Raw genomic sequence first — 18,650 nt, forward strand, 5'->3', positions numbered from 1 at the left:
CAATTTAAACGCCGCCCCAGACAACGGAAAATGTGAACGCTTAGCCTGAAACCGCCCAGCAGAGAGAGAATAGGTAGAGATATGATATTTGGCCGCAAGAACCGCAAGCCGATTGTGATCCCTCAAAAAAAGGTTGCCGAGTGGAAGTACAGCACCTGTAACTATTGCTCTACAGGCTGTGCCATTGAAATTGGCCTCGGCGACGATGGCAAAGTGGTTACCAGTCGCGGACATGCCGGTGCTGACGTGAACCGAGGCAAGTTGTGCATTAAAGGCCTGCTGGAACACGAATTGTTCGAGTCTCCAGGTCGCGGTACCCAACCACTGATGAGAGACAAGTTCCATCACGCCTTTCAGCCCGCCAGCTGGGACCAGGCCATGGACAAAACCGCCGACAAAATCAAGGAAATACAAACCAAATACGGCCGTGACGCCTTCGCCGTCGTCTCCACAGGCCAATTGCTAACCGAAGAATTTTATACCCTCGGCAAACTGGTTCGCGGCTGCATCGGCACCAACAATTACGACGGCAACACAACGCTGTGTATGGCCTCGGCAGTGTCCGGCTACAAGCGTTCCTTCGGTGCCGACGGCCCCCCGGGCTGCTATGGCGACTTCGAACACACCGAATGCTTGATGGCGTTTGGTTCCAACCTGCCCGAGCAACACCCCATCATTTACTGGCGCCTGAAAGAAGCCAAGGAAAAACGCAATTTCCCCCTGATTGTGGTTGACCCCCGCGTCACCATGCTGGCGCAGTTTGCGGACATTCACCTGCCCATTACTCCCGGGACAGACTGCGTTCTGATCAACTCCATGTTGCACGTGATCTTTAAAGAAGGCCTCGAAGATCGAGCTTACCTGGAAGCCCACACCAACAACCTCAGCGAATTGGAAGCCCTGGTTCTGGACAAGCGCTATGATCCCATCCATGCCCAGCACGAATGCGGCATCGATGAAGACCGCATTCGCACTGTGGCCCGCCTGTACGCCAACGCCGGGGCCGCCATGTCCATCTGGACCATGGGCATCAACCAAAGCACCCACGGCTCGGACGGTGTCGCCAACATCAATAACCTGAACCTGTGCACCGGCAATATTGGCATCCCCGGCGGTACCAGCCTGTCCATCACCGGACAATGTAACGCCATGGGAACCCGGGAATGGTCCTCTTGCTCTGGCCTGCCCGGTTATCGCGTGCTGGAAAACGCAGAGCAGCGCCAGGAAATTGCTGACTTCTGGGGAATTGACCCCGAGTTCTTTCCGAAAAAACGCGGTCTGACCGAAACTGACATCTTCCCGGCCATTGAAACCGGAGAGATCAAAGGCCTGTGGTTGGTTGCCACCAACCCCATGACCTCCATGCCGAACACACCGCGCATCCGCAAGGCCATGGAAAAACTCGAATTTTTGGTGGTCCAGGATTGTTATGAGGATGTTGAAACCAACCAGTATTCACACGTTTATTTGCCTGCGTCTGTGTGGGCGGAAAAAGAAGGCTGCCACACCAACACCGAACGCCGTGTGAATCTGGTGCGCAACGCCCTGCCATCTTACGCCGACTCCAAACCGGATTTCTGGATTTTCAACCAGATGGCCAAACGTTTTGACAACGGTCATGTCATTCACTTCCCGGACACTCCGGAAGGCGCGTTCGAAGAAATGAAAACGCTGTCGGTAGGCAGTGACCGCACGCTGGACATTTCCGGCATGAGCTACGACAAGATCGAGCAAGCGCGCGGCATTCAGTGGCCCTACCGTGCCAGTGAGGAAGGCCGCAAAGGCCAGCAAGGCTTGCGCGGTGATCCACGTCTGTACACCGACGGCAAGTTCCAGACACCAAACGGCAAAGCCAATTTGATCTGTGTTGACTTTGTGAACAATAACGAACAGCCCTGTGACGAATACCCTTTCTGGCTTAACAGTGGTCGTGTGGTGGAGCATTTTCACACCCGTACCCGTACCGGCAAAATCGGCAACTGCAATAAATACAGCCCAACGCCCTACATGGAAATGAATCCTGACGCCGCTGAAGAGCTGGGCATTCAGCATCAGCAATACGTGCGCCTGACCTCCCGTCGCGGTGACGCTGTAGTGATGGTGCAATTGACGCACCGGGTAGCGCGCAACGCAGTCTTTATTCCGTTCCATTTCCACGACTGCGTCAACCGACTGACTCTGGGGCTGCTTGATCCCTACTCACGCCAACCTGCGTTCAAGCAGTGTTCTGCGCGCATTGAGAAGGTAGACCAGCAAGAAGCCGCACGCCTTAACGCTGAACGCCGCGCGTTTTAATCCGGGGAAAAACATGAACGATCAATTGAAAGAAAGCATTTTAAATACCAGTAACACCGTTGATGTGGTTGAGGTGTTCGACCCCCGTGACATGACACCGGTGGTCAAGCCCGAAGACGCTGCCGCAGCAAGCCATTGGGAAGTGCGCACCCAGGAACAGCCTTACGCTTTTTTAAGCGATAAAAAAGTCGATGAGGCCAACCGCTACGGCCAGAAAATCGATCTGGTGGACCTGACTGGCCTGCCGGCAAACCGCTCCATGTTCATCAATGACAATCCCGAGGTGGGCGTCAACCCCAATCGCAACAAGCAGCACGGTTTCTTCTTTACTGCCGACAACTGTATTGGTTGTCACGCCTGTGAGGCGGCCTGTAGCGAAAAGAACGAAAACCCGGCTCACCTGGCTTTCCGCTCGGTGGGTTATGTAGAAGGCGGCAGCTACCCCGACTACAAGCGCATGAACATCTCCATGGCCTGTAACCACTGCGACAACCCGGTCTGCCTGAAAGGTTGCCCGACCCGCGCCTACACCAAACACGCCGAATACGGCGCAGTGCTGCAGGATCCCGAGACCTGCTTTGGCTGTGGCTACTGCACCTGGGTCTGTCCTTACAACGCCCCACAGCTCGACCCCATTAAAGGTCAGGTTTCCAAATGCAACATGTGCGTGGATCGCTTGGAAGTGGGTCTCAAACCTTCCTGCGTATCTGCCTGTGTCGGTAACGCACTGGACTTCGGCGTTATTGAAAACGTACCGGAGAACCGCGAACAGGCGAAAACGTCGATCCCGGGATTCCCGACACCAGAAATCACCCACCCGAACATTCGTTTCCAGCAGACACGTACCATGCCGGACGAAATGAAACGTACGGATTCCATGCCGCTCAAATACCACAAGGAAGAGGACGGCTCCTACACGCCGATGGTGGACCAGAAAAAAGGCAAAACCAAGCACTGGAATGTCGGGCGTTTGAGTTCACGGGAGAATCCGCTGGTCCTGTTCACCCTCGCCATGCAGGCGGTAATGGGCGCCTTTGCCCTGACCTTCCTCGGCGATCAGCTCCACATTGATGTTCTGAGTCAATTTAAAGCCAGCAGCATGTATGTTCCCCTGCTGATCGTTTGTCTGGTGATCGGCGGCGCCGGTAATTTCATGTCGGCGATGCACCTGGGCAAGCCTCATCGTTTTTATCGGGGCTTCAACAACCTGCGCCATTCGCCCATGTCACGTGAGATTCTGGGTGTCGCCGGCTTTATGAGTACCCTGGGGTTGCACATATTGTTCTCCTTACCTGCCAATGACATGTTCCAATCGCTGTACAATGGGGTGATCGGCAGCGACATCGGCGACCTGATTCCCATGACAACCTCAGCCACCATCGCCACCGTGTTTGGCTATTTGTGCATTGCTTTCACCCTGTTCGCCCTTTACTACATGACCCGCTGCTACCGCATTGAGGCCCGCCCATTCTGGAACCATTATCAGGTGAGCACCTCCTTTGTGGGCAACTTGCTGTCGCTGGGTTCCTTGCTCGGCGGCGGCGCAGTGATTGCCACGCTGGCGCTTGGCGGTTTCGACATTCAGGCTGCCCTGGTGATCTGCGGGGCTCTGGTGACGCTGGGGATTGCCCTGGAAGGCTTTGGCCTGGTTGGTCACCATCGCGACATGTCGAAAGCCAGCCACGAGGGCGCGGCGTCTCACTACATCCAGTGCACCACGTTCGGCAAAACCTACATGCTGCGCAATGTCCTGTTGAGCGTGAACCTGCTGGCCGCTCTGGTGCTGACGTCAGGCGTCTTTGGCGATGCATTCAGTGACTCTCTGGCACTGGCTGGCTGGGGTCTGGTCAGTGTGACACTGATCGGCACCTGCCTGGTCAGCCGCGCCCTGTTCTACGTCCTGGTCGTCCCCACCACCATGCCAGGCGCCTTCTTCTGGAAGAACAAGGGCTTTGAAGAACATGCTCGGGATATTGGTCTGGCGAACATGCCACAGGTAGGGGTTGTCCCCAACCTGCATTGATACGCCAAACACCTGCCCTACCATCATTGCGTTAACCGACCCGACTCCCGGCCGGTTAACGCTTTATACTCCATACCCATTCACAACCTCAGGTGCCCTGCCCATGACGTTAACAGACCTGCTTAATAAAACCTGCCTCATTGGCCTGAGTTATTTCGACCTGGATGGTGAACTGTTGAAACGATCTCAGCTCTGCGGCACCGTCATCGGCAGCGATGCAGAGGAAGGCATATCCGTCAATTTACAGGGAAAAGCCGCACCCGCGGGTGAAAAGGAGCCAGTGTTTATCCTGCCGCCCACGCTCAGCGCCTGGTTTACGGCACCACCCGGACACTACCGAAATCCGGAAAGCGGCGTGGACATTAAAAACCCCGACTACCTGGTGACCTGGGATATTTACAAAACTAAAAAAGATACGCCCGAAGGTGAGCATGAATGGTGGGAATGGGTACCGCGTACGGTAGCACCTCAGGTGGGCAGCTAAACCGGCTCAAGGGTGAAAAATCCACGAAACCTCAAGATCACTGGTCAGCAGCAGCCTTTGCCCCCCAGTTACAGTTGTAATTACGGTTACAGTTACAGTTACAACTACAAGTGCATCCGATAAATCACGATATTGACGGAACCATCGGCCAGATTGGGCTGGAGCGTACCGACAAACACACCGTAATTCAGCCACTCGTACTCGCCCTCGGGAGCAATGAAGCGAGGCGTCGTTAACACCACCGGTGCAGCTCCGGGTTGGTCCCCGTCAATCAGCGTCACGCCACTGTTGTAGACCTGGATAATGGTGCCATCGCTGGTCTTAATGGCGTAGCGGGCATCCACCACCACACGGCCATCGTCTTTCATAATCGCCCAATCGGCGCCACCGGGCATCACTTCACCGCTGAGTTTCTCCCCGCGTATCGCGCCACCCGTGATGGCAATCATCATGGCATTGCCGCCGTCGCGGCGACCAATGGGCGTTGGCAGTTCGCACGTCACCTGAAGTTCAAAAACGGGCTCAGCCCTGGGGATCGAATAGCTCATCAAACACACCTAAACAGCAGTGATGGAGAATACCCACTCAGCATAGAACACATGCTCCGCGCTCGTAAATATTGTCCTGTCGATTTGAAAACCCAGGGCCCGTGACACTGACCAACCGCTTATAAAACCTGTCCGATCGATTCAGCCAGATACATCAGGTTTGATTGATTAATGCCGGCGAGATTGATGCGGCTGGAGCCCACCATATACACACTAAAGTCGGTTTTTAAGCGTTCAACCTGAGTTTCATTCAAGCCCAGGAATGAAAACATGCCACGCTGGCGAGGAATAAAACTGAAGTCGCCATAGGGCACCAAAGCCGCCGCCAGGTTTTCGCGCAATTGTTTGATCCGTATTCGCATCCCGGCCAGTTCCCCTTCCCATTGCTGGCGAAGTTCGGCATCAGTCAGGATCGTGGCAACCAGCGCCGCTCCGTGGGAAGGTGGCATGGAATAGATACCCCTTGCGACACTTTGCATCTGGCCAAACGTGTTCGCGGCGGCTGAAACCGTACTGCCAACAACAGACAGCGCGCCGACGCGCTCGCGGTATAAGCCAAAGTTTTTAGAGCAGGAACTGGCAACCAGCATTTCGGGTACGGCATCAGCCAGCAAGCGCAAGCCCTGAGCATCGTCGTTTAACCCCTCGCCAAAACCCTGATACGCCAGGTCGACAAATGGGGTAAATCCCTGTTTATTGGCCAAATCGGCAATCGCCTGCCAATGCTCCAGGGTCAAATCGGTGCCACAGGGGTTGTGGCAACATCCGTGCAACAACACCAGATCACCGGCCGGCACCTGCGCCAGACAGGCCAGCATGCCCTCGACATCCAGGCTTTGTGTGTCTGCCTGATAATAGGGGTATTCTTTAATTTTCAGGCCGGCACTGGACAGCAAAGGAATATGATTGGCCCAGGTCGGGCGGCTCACCCAAATGGTTGCACCCGGCGCTGCCCGCACAATCACCTCGGCAGCCACCCTTAATGCCCCACACCCACCCGGCGTTTGCAGGGTTTTTAAGCGGTCTAGCTGTGGGCTGTCTGCCCCAAAAATCAATTTTTGAATTTCCGTGTTGAACACCACATCGCCTGCGGGGCTCTGGTACGCTTTGGTGGTTTCCTGCGCATGGCATCGCACCTGTGCGGCCGTCACGCTCTGGAGAACCGGCGTGTTGCCCGCCTCATCCTTATAAACACCTACGCCTAAATCCACTTTGTGGGGGTTGGTATCTTGCTGATAGGCCAGTGACAATCCCAGTATGGGGTCGGTAGCGAGTGGCTCGAACTGCTCAAACATAGTATAACCTCAAGGCAACTGCCGAAATTTAGGCGCGTATTATAAAGAAAACAGCGGCTTGGATTGAAGGACTCAAATTGAAACCTATAATGTCTTAATAGCCCATTATATTCCAACCCTAACAATGCATTGGGCCATCAAAAGAGATGTGATTATGTCAGATGGACACCAGCTTGATGATTTCGACATGAAAATCCTCAAAGCCCTGCAGGAAAACGCCGACTATTCCATGAATGAGCTCGGTGATTTGGTGGGGTTATCACACACACCTTGTTGGCGGAGAATTAAACGACTGGAAGCAGAGGGTTTCATCAAGGGTAAGGTCACCTTATTGGAGGCCTCCAAGCTCAACCTCAGCGTCACTGTTCACGCCTACATAACCATTAAAAACCACGATGAAAGCTCTTTGAATGCGTTTGAATCTGCCGTATTGGCGGTGAAAGAGGTGGTAGAGTGCTACTCCACCACCGGGGATAAAGATTACTTACTGCGGGTGGTCGTCAATAGCGTTGATCACTATGAACAACTCCTGAAACAAACCTTGGTACACCTGCCCAATCTGGATTCAGTCAACTCCACCTTTGCCCTGAAGCAGGTTAAGTACACCACGGCCCTGCCACTGGACTCTATCCGGCGCTGAGGCTTTTGTGCCAGTAATGACGCTGTGCCGAAGGAGCCTTTCCTGCGGCTGAAGGCTCCTTTCAGCCTCCAAACACCCAATCAGGCTAAAGACACTCTGCAGGACCTTCATCAGCGCATAGAAGCCGGAAGCTGCTCAATCACTGCGGCCATGGCGTCTTCCTGAGACAAGCCCGCGCAATTGACAGTAATGTCAGCGTATTGCCGATAGAGCTGGCGTCGCTCCTCAAACAAAGATTCAAAACTCTGCCCCGGACGTTTGGCAATGCCCCTTGAATCGTAATCGTGGATACGGCGCCGAAGTTCGTCCAGGGCCACATCCAGATAGACCACCGGCCCATAGGTTTTGAGATGATCCATGCCTTTGGCGCTGTACACGGCACTGCCACCTGTCGCGACAATATGATTGTCAAAATCACAACTCAGTAACGTATCTTCTTCCAACTGGCGCAACGCCAGGTAGCCCTGTTCATCCAGCACTTGCTGCAGGGTTGCGTGCGATCTCAATTGTATCAACAGATCGGTATCCACAAAGTCTTTGGCAAGGGCTTTCGCCAACATCACACCGAGTGTGCTTTTACCGGCTCCCGGCATCCCTACCAAAATTATGCTGCCATTCGAATTTTCACCCGACATACTGACCACCTCCGAGAACGAAACAAGAATTATAACGAAAACAAGCAGTTATGCGTAAGCCATTTTCCGCACCCCACAGACCTCTTGAATCGATACCCAAAAACCGCACAAGAAATACTTGCAACCTTAAATTCTACTGCTAGGATCGGAGTTGAGAGATTCTGGTTTCGCGCCTGCGCAACTTTTACAAATGGTCATATTTCTCTTGAATGTGTTTATCAGAAAGAAGAAAGATTAGTTGGTCAATGAAAAGCCGCACAGTAATTATGATGAATTCGTCAAACCGCCATTCGGCACCTTCTTGTCAGTCTCGTCATATGCCCCGCCTGATTTTCCTCGCTCAATCCCTTTCGGGGGCCCTATTAAAACAGTTTGAGATCTAAGTTATGTCTACAACACACACTGGACAAGTGAAATGGTTTAATGAATCTAAAGGATTTGGTTTTATCGAACAGGAATCCGGACCTGACGTATTTGTCCACTTCAGTGCCATCCAAGGCAGTGGTTTTAAAACTTTGGCTGAAGGGCAAAAGGTCACCTTCAATGTCACTGATGGTCAAAAAGGGCCTCAGGCAGAGAATGTAGTACCGCTATAAAGTACCGCTATACGCTATAAGCAGCACCGCTATTAACAGTAAGTAGGTTAATTAATCAGTCGTGTTTCAACACCGACAGAGTCATGCCATACACTGCCGGGTGAATGGTGCCAGAAGGTAGCTTCTTGTTGAGGTATTTTCTTCAGCGGTTGAGGTATAAGTTTTAGACAGAGTTTGTTACCCGCAAACAGTTTGTCTGAAACCAGTGGTCCGTGTGAATAAACAAGTTGCTACCTAACTTACAGCGCACTTGCGCCGCAAACACACCGCGTCAGATCCCGATGATGCTCCCGACGCTAAGCCCCCCGGGCAACACATGGAAGCCCCACCCCACCCTGATCAAGCACTACAAAACCCTGCGCTGGATATTAATATGGCCTTGGGCAGACCAGCGGCGCTCACGAAAAAATTTTTTTGAAGAGAAAAGCCCTAGTGAATAGTTTTCGGGGTTTATTTTTTCATTCCGGGAGTTTCTGTTTGCCTGAATGTTTCATCGCCGCCAACAACGATTTGCCAAAAGGGTTTGGCAAAAGTCTGTGCGCCTTCAGGCTGACGCTTTCAAGTGCCCCGCCCCCTCCAGAACCTAACCAGATCCAAGCCCAGATTGTCCTGATCACTGGCAGATCCTGGTGACCCCTGTGGAGCCACCCTGCCAGAAGGGCATGATGTTAAGACTCGCAGACGCCTATAGAAAGGGCTGCAGTTGATCGGGTCTCCTTTGCCAACGGCGCTGGTCCACTCCTAAGAGACATCACTCCCCACTTCCCCAAGACATCACTCCCCACTTCCCCGAGACATCACTTCTAGTTGTTCGCGAATCGCGCCACTGACGGCTATTTCATGGACGACAGCATTTTCTCAACGGCCACCAGGTGTTCAGGGTTGTTGTGGCAAATCCCCTGAAATACTGCACACACATCGAGGAAATCCGGCAATTGTTGACGCTGGGCCATTTTCATCAAGCGCTTGGTCATTCGCACAGCGTGGGCCGGCTTGGAGGCCATCTCCTGCGCCAGCTCACCAGCCCGGGCCAATAACCTGTCGGCCTCTACCACCTCGAGCACCACCCCGTATTCCAGCGCTTCCTCCGCGGAAATAATTCTCCCGGTAAACGTTAACTCTGCCGCGCGCTGATAACCAATCAGACGTTGCATAAACCAGGCGCCGCCATCGCCCGGGATAATCCCCAAATTAATGAAGGTTTCCCCAAACTTCGCTTTGGTAGACGCCAGGCGAATGTCACACATATTGGCCAAATCAAAGCCGGCACCAATCGCAGCGCCGTTAACCGCCGCAATCACCGGCACTTCCAGCTTTTGCATCGCCAGGGGAATGCGCTGAATGCCTTGTCGATACAGCTCTGCCTGGGTCTCAACATCACCGCTAAAATCGCCTTCGCGGGCGGCCATGTCTTTCACGTTGCCCCCTGCCGAAAAAGCACTGCCTTCGCCAGTCAGTACCAATACCGAAATGGCTTTATTGGCATTGATCCAATCAACGACTGAAATAATGTCATCCCCCAAATGGGTGCCGGTCAGGGCGTTGCGCACATCGTGACGCTGGAAAGTCAGCGTCGCTACCGCGCCATCAAGAACCAGCGAGGCATCGCTCAGTTTGGGCTGCTTCATGTTAATCCCCTATGTCCAAGGTAGTCATTGTTTTTGTGTAAAACCATCATGGCAGACAGCAAAAAGCCACTCATAAGAGTGGCTTTTTGTCAGTTCGTCAATCGACTGCAAGTAAATTATTCTTCTCAGCACTCAGACGGTTTAGCTTACCACACTGAAACTGTTTCACTTGCAGTCCTCAAACCCTGTTACTCGCAACGTTCAAACCGTTTCACTCGCAACGCTCAAACAAGGCAGCAATGCCCTGGCCACCGCCAATGCACATGGTCACCACCGCGTATTTACCCCCGATGCGTTCCAGCTCGTACAGCGCCTTGATGCTGATAACGGCGCCGGTAGCTCCAATCGGATGCCCCAGTGAAATACCGGAACCGTTTGGATTGACTTTATCCATCGGTAAACCCAGGTCTTTGGCAACGGCCAGCGCCTGAGCCGCAAACGCTTCGTTCACTTCCCAGGTATCAATGTCCTCAACGGTCAATCCGGCTTTTTCCAGCAACTGACGAACGGCTGGTACAGGTCCGATGCCCATGTACTTAGGCTCAACCCCGGCAAAGGCATAACCCTTTATTTTGGCCATAGGTTTCAACCCGCGCGCAGCGGCAGCTTCAGCATCCATCAATACCAGCGCAGCCGCCGCATCGTTCAAACCCGAAGCGTTGCCCGCAGTGACGGAACCATCTTTCTTAAACACCGGACGCAATTTACCCATATCTTCGGCTTTCGCGTCAAAACGCACATGCTCGTCCTGCGTATATTGAGTCACACCTTTGCGGGTTTTCAATTCTACCGGCAGAATCTGCTCTTTGAAGTAGTTGTTTTCGATGGCATTCTGGGCGCGGTTGTGGCTCATGGCAGCCAATTCGTCCTGCTGCTCACGAGTGATGCCCCACTTTTCGGCCACGTTTTCAGCCGTGACGCCCATGTGATAATTTTCCATGGGACAAGTGAGCGCGCCAGTCATGGCATCCACCATTTGAGAATCCCCCATACGCGCCCCCCAACGAGCGGTGGGCAACCAGTAGGGTACACGGCTCATGGATTCGGCGCCGCCCGCCACGACCGCCTCGGCGTCTCCCAGCAAGATCAGCTGAGCCGCGGAAATCACAGCCTGCAAGCCCGAACCACACAAACGGTTCACGGTGACCGCCGGCGTTGACTCGGGTAAACCCCCTTTGATGCCCGCCACACGACTCATATACATGTCGCGACGATCAGAGTGGGTCACGTTACCCATGGTAATGTGGCCAATATCCTCTGGCTTCAGGCCAGATCGAGCGACCGCTTCTTTCACCACCTGACCAGCCAGGTCCGTTGGCGCAACATCTTTCAAACTGCCGCCATAGGTACCAATTGCTGTACGCACACCACTCAAAACGACCACTTCACGCTGACTCATTGCAAACACCTCTGATTTCTTGTCTCTGGTTATGACCGAACCGCCGGTTCCATAGTGGCATACACCCACTATACCCAAACGGTCCGTTTTGTTGTCTGTGGAGGATTATACCCTAAAGTTAATACATTCGTTTAAACAGAGGCGCGGCTTCGCCACACCCCTGAGAAAGCCCATTAAAGAGGGAGTGCATAAGCACGGAGCCCTTCATCTTTAGCCCGTGTTGATCGTCTTTCGCCCCAGGCGTTATGAGTCAGAGACCACCCCGGCGGTGGCCAGCTGCTCAAGCTCTGAAGCCGACAACCCCAGAATCTGTTCGAGAACTTCCTGATTATGGCTTCCCACGTCGCCACCAGGCCACTGGGTGCAGCCAGGGGTTTGACTCAATTTCGGCAACATCGCCGGAATATCCAGGGGCTTACCATCAATCTCAACCCGCTCAAACATGCCCCGGGCCTGAAAATGGGGATCATTAAACATGTCTTCCACGTTGTAGATCGGCCCAGCTGGTACCCGCTGCGCCTCAAGAATCGCCAGAATGTCCGGCAACTCTCTCGCCATACACCACTGCGCCAGCACTTCGTCAATTTCAGCTTCGTGCGTAACCCGGCCGGCATTGGAGGACAATCGCGGGTCGACACTTAAATCCTCACGCCCAACAGCCGACATAAGGCGCTGAAAAATGGAATCGCCATTGCCACCAATCACCACGTACTTGCCGCCTTTACAGCGATAGGTGTTGGTGGGAACAATGCCGGTGACGGTCGTTCCCGATGGTTCGCGAATCACGCCGGCACCGGAAAACTCCGGCACCACTGCCTCCATCAGATTGAACATGGACTCATACAGAGCCACGTCCACAACCTGCCCGGAGCTGTTGCCTTTCTCTTTGCCCAGCAGCGCCATCACAATGCCCAGTACCGCATGAAGCCCAGAAATCGTATCGCCGATACTCAGATTCGGACGCACCGGCGCCTGATCCGGGAAACCATTGACATAGCGAAAGCCGCTAATGCCCTCACACACTGACGCAAAACCCGGGCGAGACGCATAGGGACCGTCCTGCCCATAGCCCGAGATGCGGGCATACACCAGGTCCGGGTTACTGGCTTTGAACGCCTCTGGACCCAGCCCCCACTTTTCCATCACCCCCGGGCGGAAGTTTTCGATCACCACATCCGCCCCGTCTATCAATTTTCGAGCCAGCGCTCTGCCGGGCTGTTGTTTTAAATCCAGGGTAACGGACTTTTTGTTACGCCCTAAGCTGCGCCACCAAAGTGAGGTTCCATTGTCCAGCACGCGCCAACCGCGAATCGGATCGCCCGCATTGGGCGCTTCGACCTTAATCACTTCGGCCCCAAAATAGGCCAGCATGGCTCCCGCAAACGGGCCCGCCAGTAACTGCCCGACTTCAATCACTCGGATCCCCGTTAAGGGGCCATGTTTCACAGCAGGCACAGCCCCTGAAGGGCCAGTCGATGTTTCCACGGTACGGTCGACCATGCTTAAGATTCCGCCTTCATGTCCAGAACCACTTTTCCAATCAGGCTGTTGCTCTCCATCATTTGATGGGCCGCCGCAGCTTCATACAATGAAAACACTTTTGCCACTTGGGGCTTGAGCTTGCCGGCTTCGATCAATGACCACACGTGTTGCCGAAGATCGTCCGCAATACGGGCTTTGGCTGCCGGCGATTGTGGGCGCAAAGTAGAACCGGTCAGGGTGAGGCGTTTGAGCATCACCGGCATAAAGTTTACCTCGGCTTTAGGACCGCGCAGGAAAGCGATGCTCACAACGCGACCATCCATCGCAGCCACCTGAATGTTGCGATCAATATAGTCGCCTCCCACCATATCCAAAACAACATCAACACCGCGCTGCTCCGTGAAATCCCTGATCACGGCGACATAATCGTCTGTGTGATAATTAATCGCCAGGTCAGCACCGAGCTTCAGGCAAGCCTGGCACTTTTCCGTCGAACTGGCCGTTGCAATCACGGTTGCACCCAACCCCTTGGCCATTTGGATGGCGGTGGTGCCTATGCCGCTGGCGCCCCCGTGAACCAAAAATGTTTCCCCCGCTTTCAACCCACCGCGATCGAAAACATTACTCCAGACCGTAAAACAGGTTTCCGGCAATGCGGCCGCCTCCGCCATCGACAAACCTTTGGGAACCGGCAAGCATTGTCCGGCGTCCACCACCACCCGCTCCGCATAGGCGCCGCCATTGGTGAGAGCACAAACGCTATCACCAATGGCGAAGGCACTGACATCACGACCGACTTCCACCACGGTTCCTGACACCTCCAGCCCCAGAATGGGCGACGCTCCTGGCGGCGGCGGGTAGGCACCCAGACGCTGAAACACATCCGGTCGATTCACTCCGGCATAGGCCACTTCGATAAGAACCTCGCCGGCGCCGGGTGTTGGGGACTCAATCGTGTCGACCTGCAGGACATCTGCTTGTCCGGCTTCACGCATAGCGATATAGCGCATAGGGGCTCTCCTGTAGTTGCTGTAAGTTATTGTCGTTGCTGATGTTTGAATTTTTATTCAACTGTTTGATTTTTGATCCCAAGGGATAAGTCAGTGCCTGGGTGTTTGATCGCTGACTGCCATGGCAACCGTCCCGAGGACCGCCATCCCATAACCGGACATCCCATGACTTGGACAGAGGGTCGCCGTAGCACTACGCTCATCAGCACCTTGAACGCTTCATTCTAGCAGCTGGTACCCTCGCGGGGAAAACCACAAGCTAACATCCAGTCCAATCAGAGAAAGAAGGTAACGTCCATGAAAAACCTGTTCAACTTGCAAGGCAAAGTCGCTGTAGTCACCGGAGGCTCGCGCGGCATTGGCGCCATGATTGCCCGTGGCTTTGTGGAAAACGGCGTAAAAACCTACATCACGGCGCGCAAGCAAGAGGAGCTGGACGCAACGGCCGGCGAGCTTGGTCAATATGGAGAGTGTATCCCCCTGGCTTCAGACCTGTCCACGGTCGAAGGGGTGACGGCTTTTGCTGATGCGGTGAAAGCCCGGGAAGGCCGGGTAGACATTCTGGTCAATAATGCCGGTGCCACCTGGGGAGCCCCGATTGATGAATTCCCCGAGTCCGGCTGGGATAAGGTGATGGATCTGAACGTCAAATCCCTGTTCTTTTTGACGCAACAATTCATGCCGGCCTTGCGTGCCGCCGCGGATCAGGAAGATCCCGCCAGAATCATCAACATCGGTTCCATCAATGGCCTGTTCAACCCCAACATGACCAACTACTCCTACTCCGCCAGCAAAGCCGCTGTGATGCATTTGACCAAACACCTCGCGGCGGATCTGGCCAAAGACAACATCAATGTCAACGCCATCGCGCCGGGGTTATTCCCCAGCAAGATGACTGCATTTGCCCTCAGTGGACACGAAGAAGAAGTGGGGGAAACAATCCCCCGAGGCAGAATCGGCAGCCCTGAAGACGCCGCCGGCACCGCGATATACCTCTGTGCACGAGCCTCCGCCTGGGTCACTGGCCACACCGTGGTACTCGACGGAGGCAGTTTCGCAGCGGCTCATTAACTACGTGCAGCAGCCGGTTAACTACGTGCAGCAGCCGGTTAACTGCGTGCAGCAACCGGCCTGAAAGCCTCTTTACGCCAAATCAGACACCTCAAGGTGCCAGTCGCTGGATCTCCCAACCGCTGTCGGTGCGGGTGTACTGAAAGCGATCGTGCAAGCGATGGGCACCGCCCTGCCAGAACTCAATGCTGCTGGGAACAATGCGGTAGCCCCCCCAAAAATCCGGCAGGGGAATTTTCCCCTGCTTGAACTTGTCTTTCATGGCATTAAATTGCTGCATCAGTAGCTGACGCGACGACACTGGACGGCTTTGGGCTGACGCCCAGGCCGCCAACTGGCTCTCCTCGGGGCGGGACGAAAAATACTTCAAAGACTCCGTCAGGCTGACCTTTTCCGCCTTGCCACAAATTTTTACCTGCCGCTCCAGAGCATGCCAGGGAAAGTGCAGACTCACCAGAGGATTGACCGCGATATCCTGAGCTTTGTGACTTTCGTAATTGGTGTAAAACACAAATCCGGCACGGTCCACCTGCTTCAGTAAAACAATGCGCTGGCTGGGTTGACCGTCGGCGTTCACCGTAGCAACGGTCATGGCCGTGGGGTCTTCCATCCCGGCATCTATGGCTTGCTGTAACCACCGCTCGAACTGATCAATGGGATCTGCAGCCAGATCTTCGTACTTGAGCCCACCTTGCAAGTAATCCCGGCGGACCTGATCAATGTCTATCATGGCTGTCTTCTCTCTCGCATGGCGATTTTCAGTGACGTCACCCGTCTCTGCCTTAAAGATAGACCGCGCCGCTCAACCATCATCGCTGACAGCGGCCCTACCCCCCACAAATGCCAGTAAAGCACTGAAAATCGGTTAATCAATCGGTAGGGGGAATTGTAACGGGATTCCCAGTCAAAAGCAGGCGTGTTTAAATAACCACACTGCAGAGCTCCGAGGCCTTAACGCTTGAAACAACATCCGAACATCACAGGATTAATATTGGCCGGTGGCCAATCGCGGCGCATGGGCACCAATAAAGCCCTGCTTGAAGTGAATGGCCAGACACTGGTTGAGCGCGCCATAGAAAGACTTCACCCTCAGGTAACGCAACTGCTGGTCAGCACAAACGTGCCTCTGGAGCTGCCCGCAAACATACCCCAGCTGGCCGATACCCTGGACGACGCCGGCCCCTTGGCGGGCGTATTCACCGGCCTGCTTTGGCTGCAAAAGCGACAGCGGAAATGCTCACAACAGCGGCAGCGACAGCACAAGCAACGGCACCAAGTGCCGCCGGCCAGCGCATGGCTATTAACCGTAGCCGTGGACACACCACTGTTTCCCCAGGATCTGCCACAGCAATTGTGGGAACACGCCTCAACCAACCGCGATCGCCTCAAAATCATTGCGGCCTGCAGTGGCAAGCGGGAACACCCAACGTTTGCACTGTGGCACACCGATCTTATCCCGGCCCTGTCAGAGTACCTGGTTGAGAAACAACAGCGCCGGCTAATGACCTTTATCGGGCAGCAATCTCACCGCTACGTAGACTTTTCAACAGCACAAGCCCACTTGGAATCGGTCGGACTGGGTGCAGGGGACCCGTTCGACAACATCAACGATCCGCCCGCGCTGTTGCGCCTGGCCAAGCGCTTACAATGTGAACGCCCTTTAACACAGCCCGTTAAAGTGCCAGTGTAAGCAAGCCACAGAGCCAGCCCAGACACCACTCCTCAAACCCATCCCTACTGACTGAGCAGCCAGGCTTCGACCAGCACCAGTACCAGCAATGCCATCGACATACACTGCCAGAACAACAACGGATTGCGTTTGAGCAGGGGGGCGCCCTGGCGCTCTTTCACCAATTGATGATTAGGCGTTGAGATGTCCGTCAGAAATTCCGACATCACCGCATAACGCTGTGCCGGCGATTCTGCACAGGCTTTTTCCAGCGCCAGGTCCAACCATAGCGGAATGTCCTTGCGGTGATTTCTCGCCGAGGTGTAATGCCAGTCCTGGTAGCGCTGCGGATTACGCTGCTGCTGCACAGACGTTTTGTAAGGCAGTTTGCCGGTGAACATTTCATACACCATCACGCCCAGTGAAAAAATGTCTGACTGATGCAAGCCCCTCTCCCCCCGAAGGTATTCCGGAGCAATATAGTCCACTGAGCCAACGGGCACCTCCTCCCCCAGCGGTGAATCGATTTCATCCAATCCGTCCACTTTTACGGTGCCAAAGTCGATGATCACCATTTTCTTCTGCGGGGTAATAATGATGTTTTCGGGTTTTAAATCGCGGTGCACCATGCCCATCCGCTCAAACACCCGAATGCCACGAATCATGGTTTCTGCCATGACACGAACCTCATCAAAACTCGGCGACGGGTTGTCGTGCATCCACTGCCGCAGGGTTTGCCCCTCAATAAATTCACACAGATGATACAAAAACGGAGAGCTTTGAGGGTGCTCAAAAATCTTCATGACATAGGGACTGTTGAGTCGCCGCCCTACCCACTGTTCGCGGATAAAACCTTCCAGGTACTGAGGGTCTTCAGAAAAATTCTCTGACGGCGCCTTCAGAATAAGCCGGCGGCGCGTCACCAGATCTTTAACCAGATACAAGTGGCTGCGTGTGCCACTGTGAATAACCTTTTGAACTTCAAAGTGATCGATCTTGTTACCGACATCCAGTACCGGTGGAATCACCAGCTCGGTAAGCTGGCGATACACTTCATCCACATCCGCCTGGGGCAAAGCCTCAATTCGCACCAGCAAACAGCTCAGGTTATCATCACTGCCGTTTGCCAGCGCCAGTTCCACCGATGCTTTCGCGGCAGCCTCAAGGTCTTCACCGGCGCCCCCCAGCAACTCGAGAGCTTGCTGGCTGGATAGAAAATCATGCACGCCATCGGTGGTGAAAACCAACAAATCGCCCACCTGCAAAGACTCTTGTCGATAGTCCACTTCCAGGCGACTGTCCATCCCCAACGCCCGGGTGATGAAGCTTTTCCGGCCATATTGGTTGTGGCTGTGGTCCCGAGTCAACTGCTCCAGCGCCCCCTCCCGAAAGCGGTAAATTCGACTGTCCCCGGCATGCAATATATGCGCGGTAGTGGACTTAAACACCACCCCGGAAAAGGTGGTCACCAGGCCGTTGTGACGCAAATCGCTCTGCTGACCGTGATGAAACAACCAGGCGTTTAAAGAGGTCAGTACCCTGGCCGCTGACTTTTTGACGCTCCAGCTGTCGGGTGTACTGTAGTAGTCTGCAATGAATTGTGTGACGCTGGTAATGCTGGCCTGCTGAGCGTTATCACTGCAACTGACGCCGTCGGCGATGCAGGCCACAATCCCCTTGTAATTCACCACCCCGGGACTGCTCGGCAGTTTCGCGGCAAAAGCATCTTCGTTGCGCTCTTTGACACCCGCCGTTGTGTACCCACCCACACTGACTCTCAGTACTTGCGGCACCTGGGCCTTGATATCCTCAATCATGCTCATATCTTTCCTATCAGAACGCGGGTGAACCCTCACTGAGTTCGGCACAGCGACA

The 18,650-nt window shown here is 54.3% G+C and carries 16 protein-coding genes; 7 read left to right on the top strand and 9 right to left on the bottom strand.

Going from position 1 to position 18,650, the window contains the following annotated elements; genetic code table 11:
• The first annotated feature begins 81 nt into the window (after nucleotides 1-81).
• The 3 genes from G8770_RS00370 (at nucleotide 82) to G8770_RS00380 (ending at nucleotide 4,802) form a co-directional block, all read left to right on the top strand.
• The gene (locus tag G8770_RS00370) at nucleotides 82-2,295 is read left to right on the top strand and encodes a molybdopterin oxidoreductase family protein (RefSeq protein WP_167180587.1); all 2,214 of its coding nucleotides are present in this window, start codon (nucleotides 82-84) and stop codon (nucleotides 2,293-2,295) included.
• Between the two features lie 13 nt (nucleotides 2,296-2,308).
• Entirely contained in the window at nucleotides 2,309-4,318 is a 2,010-nt protein-coding gene (locus tag G8770_RS00375) for a DmsC/YnfH family molybdoenzyme membrane anchor subunit (protein WP_279537064.1), read from the top strand.
• 103 nt (nucleotides 4,319-4,421) lie between these two features.
• Nucleotides 4,422-4,802: a hypothetical protein gene (locus tag G8770_RS00380; protein WP_167180589.1), complete on the top strand. Its 381-nt coding sequence runs from the start codon at nucleotides 4,422-4,424 to the stop codon at nucleotides 4,800-4,802.
• Between the two features lie 104 nt (nucleotides 4,803-4,906).
• On the opposite strand, the gene G8770_RS00385 is transcribed toward G8770_RS00380, so the two are convergent.
• Together G8770_RS00385 and G8770_RS00390 are read right to left on the bottom strand one after the other, a co-directional pair.
• A complete protein-coding gene (locus G8770_RS00385; protein WP_167180591.1) occupies nucleotides 4,907-5,350 on the bottom strand; it encodes a DUF3237 domain-containing protein in 444 nt (147 codons plus the stop codon).
• A 119-nt stretch (nucleotides 5,351-5,469) separates the two neighbouring features.
• Nucleotides 5,470-6,645 (bottom strand): amino acid aminotransferase, encoded by a 1,176-nt coding sequence (locus G8770_RS00390; RefSeq protein ID WP_167180593.1) that lies wholly within the window; start codon nucleotides 6,643-6,645, stop codon nucleotides 5,470-5,472.
• 154 nt (nucleotides 6,646-6,799) lie between these two features.
• Here G8770_RS00390 and G8770_RS00395 point away from each other — a divergent pair, with 154 nt between their 5' ends.
• Nucleotides 6,800-7,285 (top strand): Lrp/AsnC family transcriptional regulator, encoded by a 486-nt coding sequence (locus tag G8770_RS00395; RefSeq protein ID WP_167180595.1) that lies wholly within the window; start codon nucleotides 6,800-6,802, stop codon nucleotides 7,283-7,285.
• A gap of 110 nt (nucleotides 7,286-7,395) precedes the next feature.
• On the opposite strand, the gene G8770_RS00400 is transcribed toward G8770_RS00395, so the two are convergent.
• Complete coding sequence (locus G8770_RS00400; RefSeq protein ID WP_167180607.1) at nucleotides 7,396-7,920, bottom strand: shikimate kinase; 525 nt, start codon at nucleotides 7,918-7,920, stop codon at nucleotides 7,396-7,398.
• A gap of 386 nt (nucleotides 7,921-8,306) precedes the next feature.
• On the opposite strand from G8770_RS00400, the gene G8770_RS00405 reads away from it, so the two are divergent.
• Complete coding sequence (locus G8770_RS00405; protein WP_167180609.1) at nucleotides 8,307-8,516, top strand: cold-shock protein; 210 nt, start codon at nucleotides 8,307-8,309, stop codon at nucleotides 8,514-8,516.
• Between the two features lie 833 nt (nucleotides 8,517-9,349).
• Here G8770_RS00405 and G8770_RS00410 read toward each other — a convergent pair.
• The 4 genes from G8770_RS00410 to G8770_RS00425 form a co-directional block, all read right to left on the bottom strand.
• Nucleotides 9,350-10,144, bottom strand: a complete 795-nt coding sequence (locus tag G8770_RS00410; RefSeq protein ID WP_167180612.1) for an enoyl-CoA hydratase-related protein — start codon at nucleotides 10,142-10,144, stop codon at nucleotides 9,350-9,352.
• Between the two features lie 211 nt (nucleotides 10,145-10,355).
• Nucleotides 10,356-11,543, bottom strand: coding sequence for an acetyl-CoA C-acyltransferase family protein (locus G8770_RS00415; RefSeq protein ID WP_167180614.1), 1,188 nt, complete (start codon nucleotides 11,541-11,543; stop codon nucleotides 10,356-10,358).
• Between the two features lie 243 nt (nucleotides 11,544-11,786).
• Entirely contained in the window at nucleotides 11,787-13,043 is a 1,257-nt protein-coding gene (locus G8770_RS00420; protein WP_167180616.1) for a CaiB/BaiF CoA transferase family protein, read from the bottom strand.
• 2 nt (nucleotides 13,044-13,045) lie between these two features.
• Nucleotides 13,046-14,035, bottom strand: a complete 990-nt coding sequence (locus G8770_RS00425; RefSeq protein ID WP_167180619.1) for an NAD(P)H-quinone oxidoreductase — start codon at nucleotides 14,033-14,035, stop codon at nucleotides 13,046-13,048.
• Nucleotides 14,036-14,332: 297 nt separating this feature from the next.
• Between G8770_RS00425 and G8770_RS00430 the strand changes: the two genes are divergently transcribed.
• A complete protein-coding gene (locus tag G8770_RS00430) occupies nucleotides 14,333-15,106 on the top strand; it encodes a glucose 1-dehydrogenase (protein ID WP_167180621.1) in 774 nt (257 codons plus the stop codon).
• Nucleotides 15,107-15,197: 91 nt separating this feature from the next.
• Here the strand turns inward: G8770_RS00430 and pdxH are convergent, their stop codons facing one another.
• Complete coding sequence (gene pdxH, locus G8770_RS00435) at nucleotides 15,198-15,833, bottom strand: pyridoxamine 5'-phosphate oxidase (protein WP_341771052.1); 636 nt, start codon at nucleotides 15,831-15,833, stop codon at nucleotides 15,198-15,200.
• A 231-nt stretch (nucleotides 15,834-16,064) separates the two neighbouring features.
• Between pdxH and mobA the strand changes: the two genes are divergently transcribed.
• Nucleotides 16,065-16,796: a molybdenum cofactor guanylyltransferase gene (mobA, locus tag G8770_RS00440; protein ID WP_167180625.1), complete on the top strand. Its 732-nt coding sequence runs from the start codon at nucleotides 16,065-16,067 to the stop codon at nucleotides 16,794-16,796.
• Between the two features lie 44 nt (nucleotides 16,797-16,840).
• On the opposite strand, the gene G8770_RS00445 is transcribed toward mobA, so the two are convergent.
• Nucleotides 16,841-18,598 carry a bifunctional protein-serine/threonine kinase/phosphatase gene (locus tag G8770_RS00445; RefSeq protein WP_167180627.1) on the bottom strand — a complete coding sequence of 586 codons (1,758 nt, stop codon included), beginning with the start codon at nucleotides 18,596-18,598 and terminating at the stop codon, nucleotides 16,841-16,843.
• Between the last annotated feature and the right edge of the window lie 52 nt (nucleotides 18,599-18,650).

It is taken from the genome of Pseudomaricurvus hydrocarbonicus (genome assembly GCF_011602365.1).
Taxonomy (GTDB): domain Bacteria; phylum Pseudomonadota; class Gammaproteobacteria; order Pseudomonadales; family Cellvibrionaceae; genus Pseudomaricurvus; species Pseudomaricurvus hydrocarbonicus.

Bases quoted from the DNA above. Each gene is read 5' to 3' on its own strand.
- G8770_RS00370 (WP_167180587.1), top strand. From the start codon at position 82: ATGATATTTGGCCGCAAGAACCGCAAGCCGATTGTGATCCCTCAAAAA.
- G8770_RS00375 (WP_279537064.1), top strand. From the start codon at position 2,309: ATGAACGATCAATTGAAAGAAAGCATTTTAAATACCAGTAACACCGTT.
- G8770_RS00380 (WP_167180589.1), top strand. From the start codon at position 4,422: ATGACGTTAACAGACCTGCTTAATAAAACCTGCCTCATTGGCCTGAGT.
- G8770_RS00385 (WP_167180591.1), bottom strand. From the start codon at position 5,350: ATGAGCTATTCGATCCCCAGGGCTGAGCCCGTTTTTGAACTTCAGGTG.
- G8770_RS00390 (WP_167180593.1), bottom strand. From the start codon at position 6,645: ATGTTTGAGCAGTTCGAGCCACTCGCTACCGACCCCATACTGGGATTG.
- G8770_RS00395 (WP_167180595.1), top strand. From the start codon at position 6,800: ATGTCAGATGGACACCAGCTTGATGATTTCGACATGAAAATCCTCAAA.
- G8770_RS00400 (WP_167180607.1), bottom strand. From the start codon at position 7,920: ATGTCGGGTGAAAATTCGAATGGCAGCATAATTTTGGTAGGGATGCCG.
- G8770_RS00405 (WP_167180609.1), top strand. From the start codon at position 8,307: ATGTCTACAACACACACTGGACAAGTGAAATGGTTTAATGAATCTAAA.
- G8770_RS00410 (WP_167180612.1), bottom strand. From the start codon at position 10,144: ATGAAGCAGCCCAAACTGAGCGATGCCTCGCTGGTTCTTGATGGCGCG.
- G8770_RS00415 (WP_167180614.1), bottom strand. From the start codon at position 11,543: ATGAGTCAGCGTGAAGTGGTCGTTTTGAGTGGTGTGCGTACAGCAATT.
- G8770_RS00420 (WP_167180616.1), bottom strand. From the start codon at position 13,043: ATGGTCGACCGTACCGTGGAAACATCGACTGGCCCTTCAGGGGCTGTG.
- G8770_RS00425 (WP_167180619.1), bottom strand. From the start codon at position 14,035: ATGCGCTATATCGCTATGCGTGAAGCCGGACAAGCAGATGTCCTGCAG.
- G8770_RS00430 (WP_167180621.1), top strand. From the start codon at position 14,333: ATGAAAAACCTGTTCAACTTGCAAGGCAAAGTCGCTGTAGTCACCGGA.
- G8770_RS00445 (WP_167180627.1), bottom strand. From the start codon at position 18,598: ATGAGCATGATTGAGGATATCAAGGCCCAGGTGCCGCAAGTACTGAGA.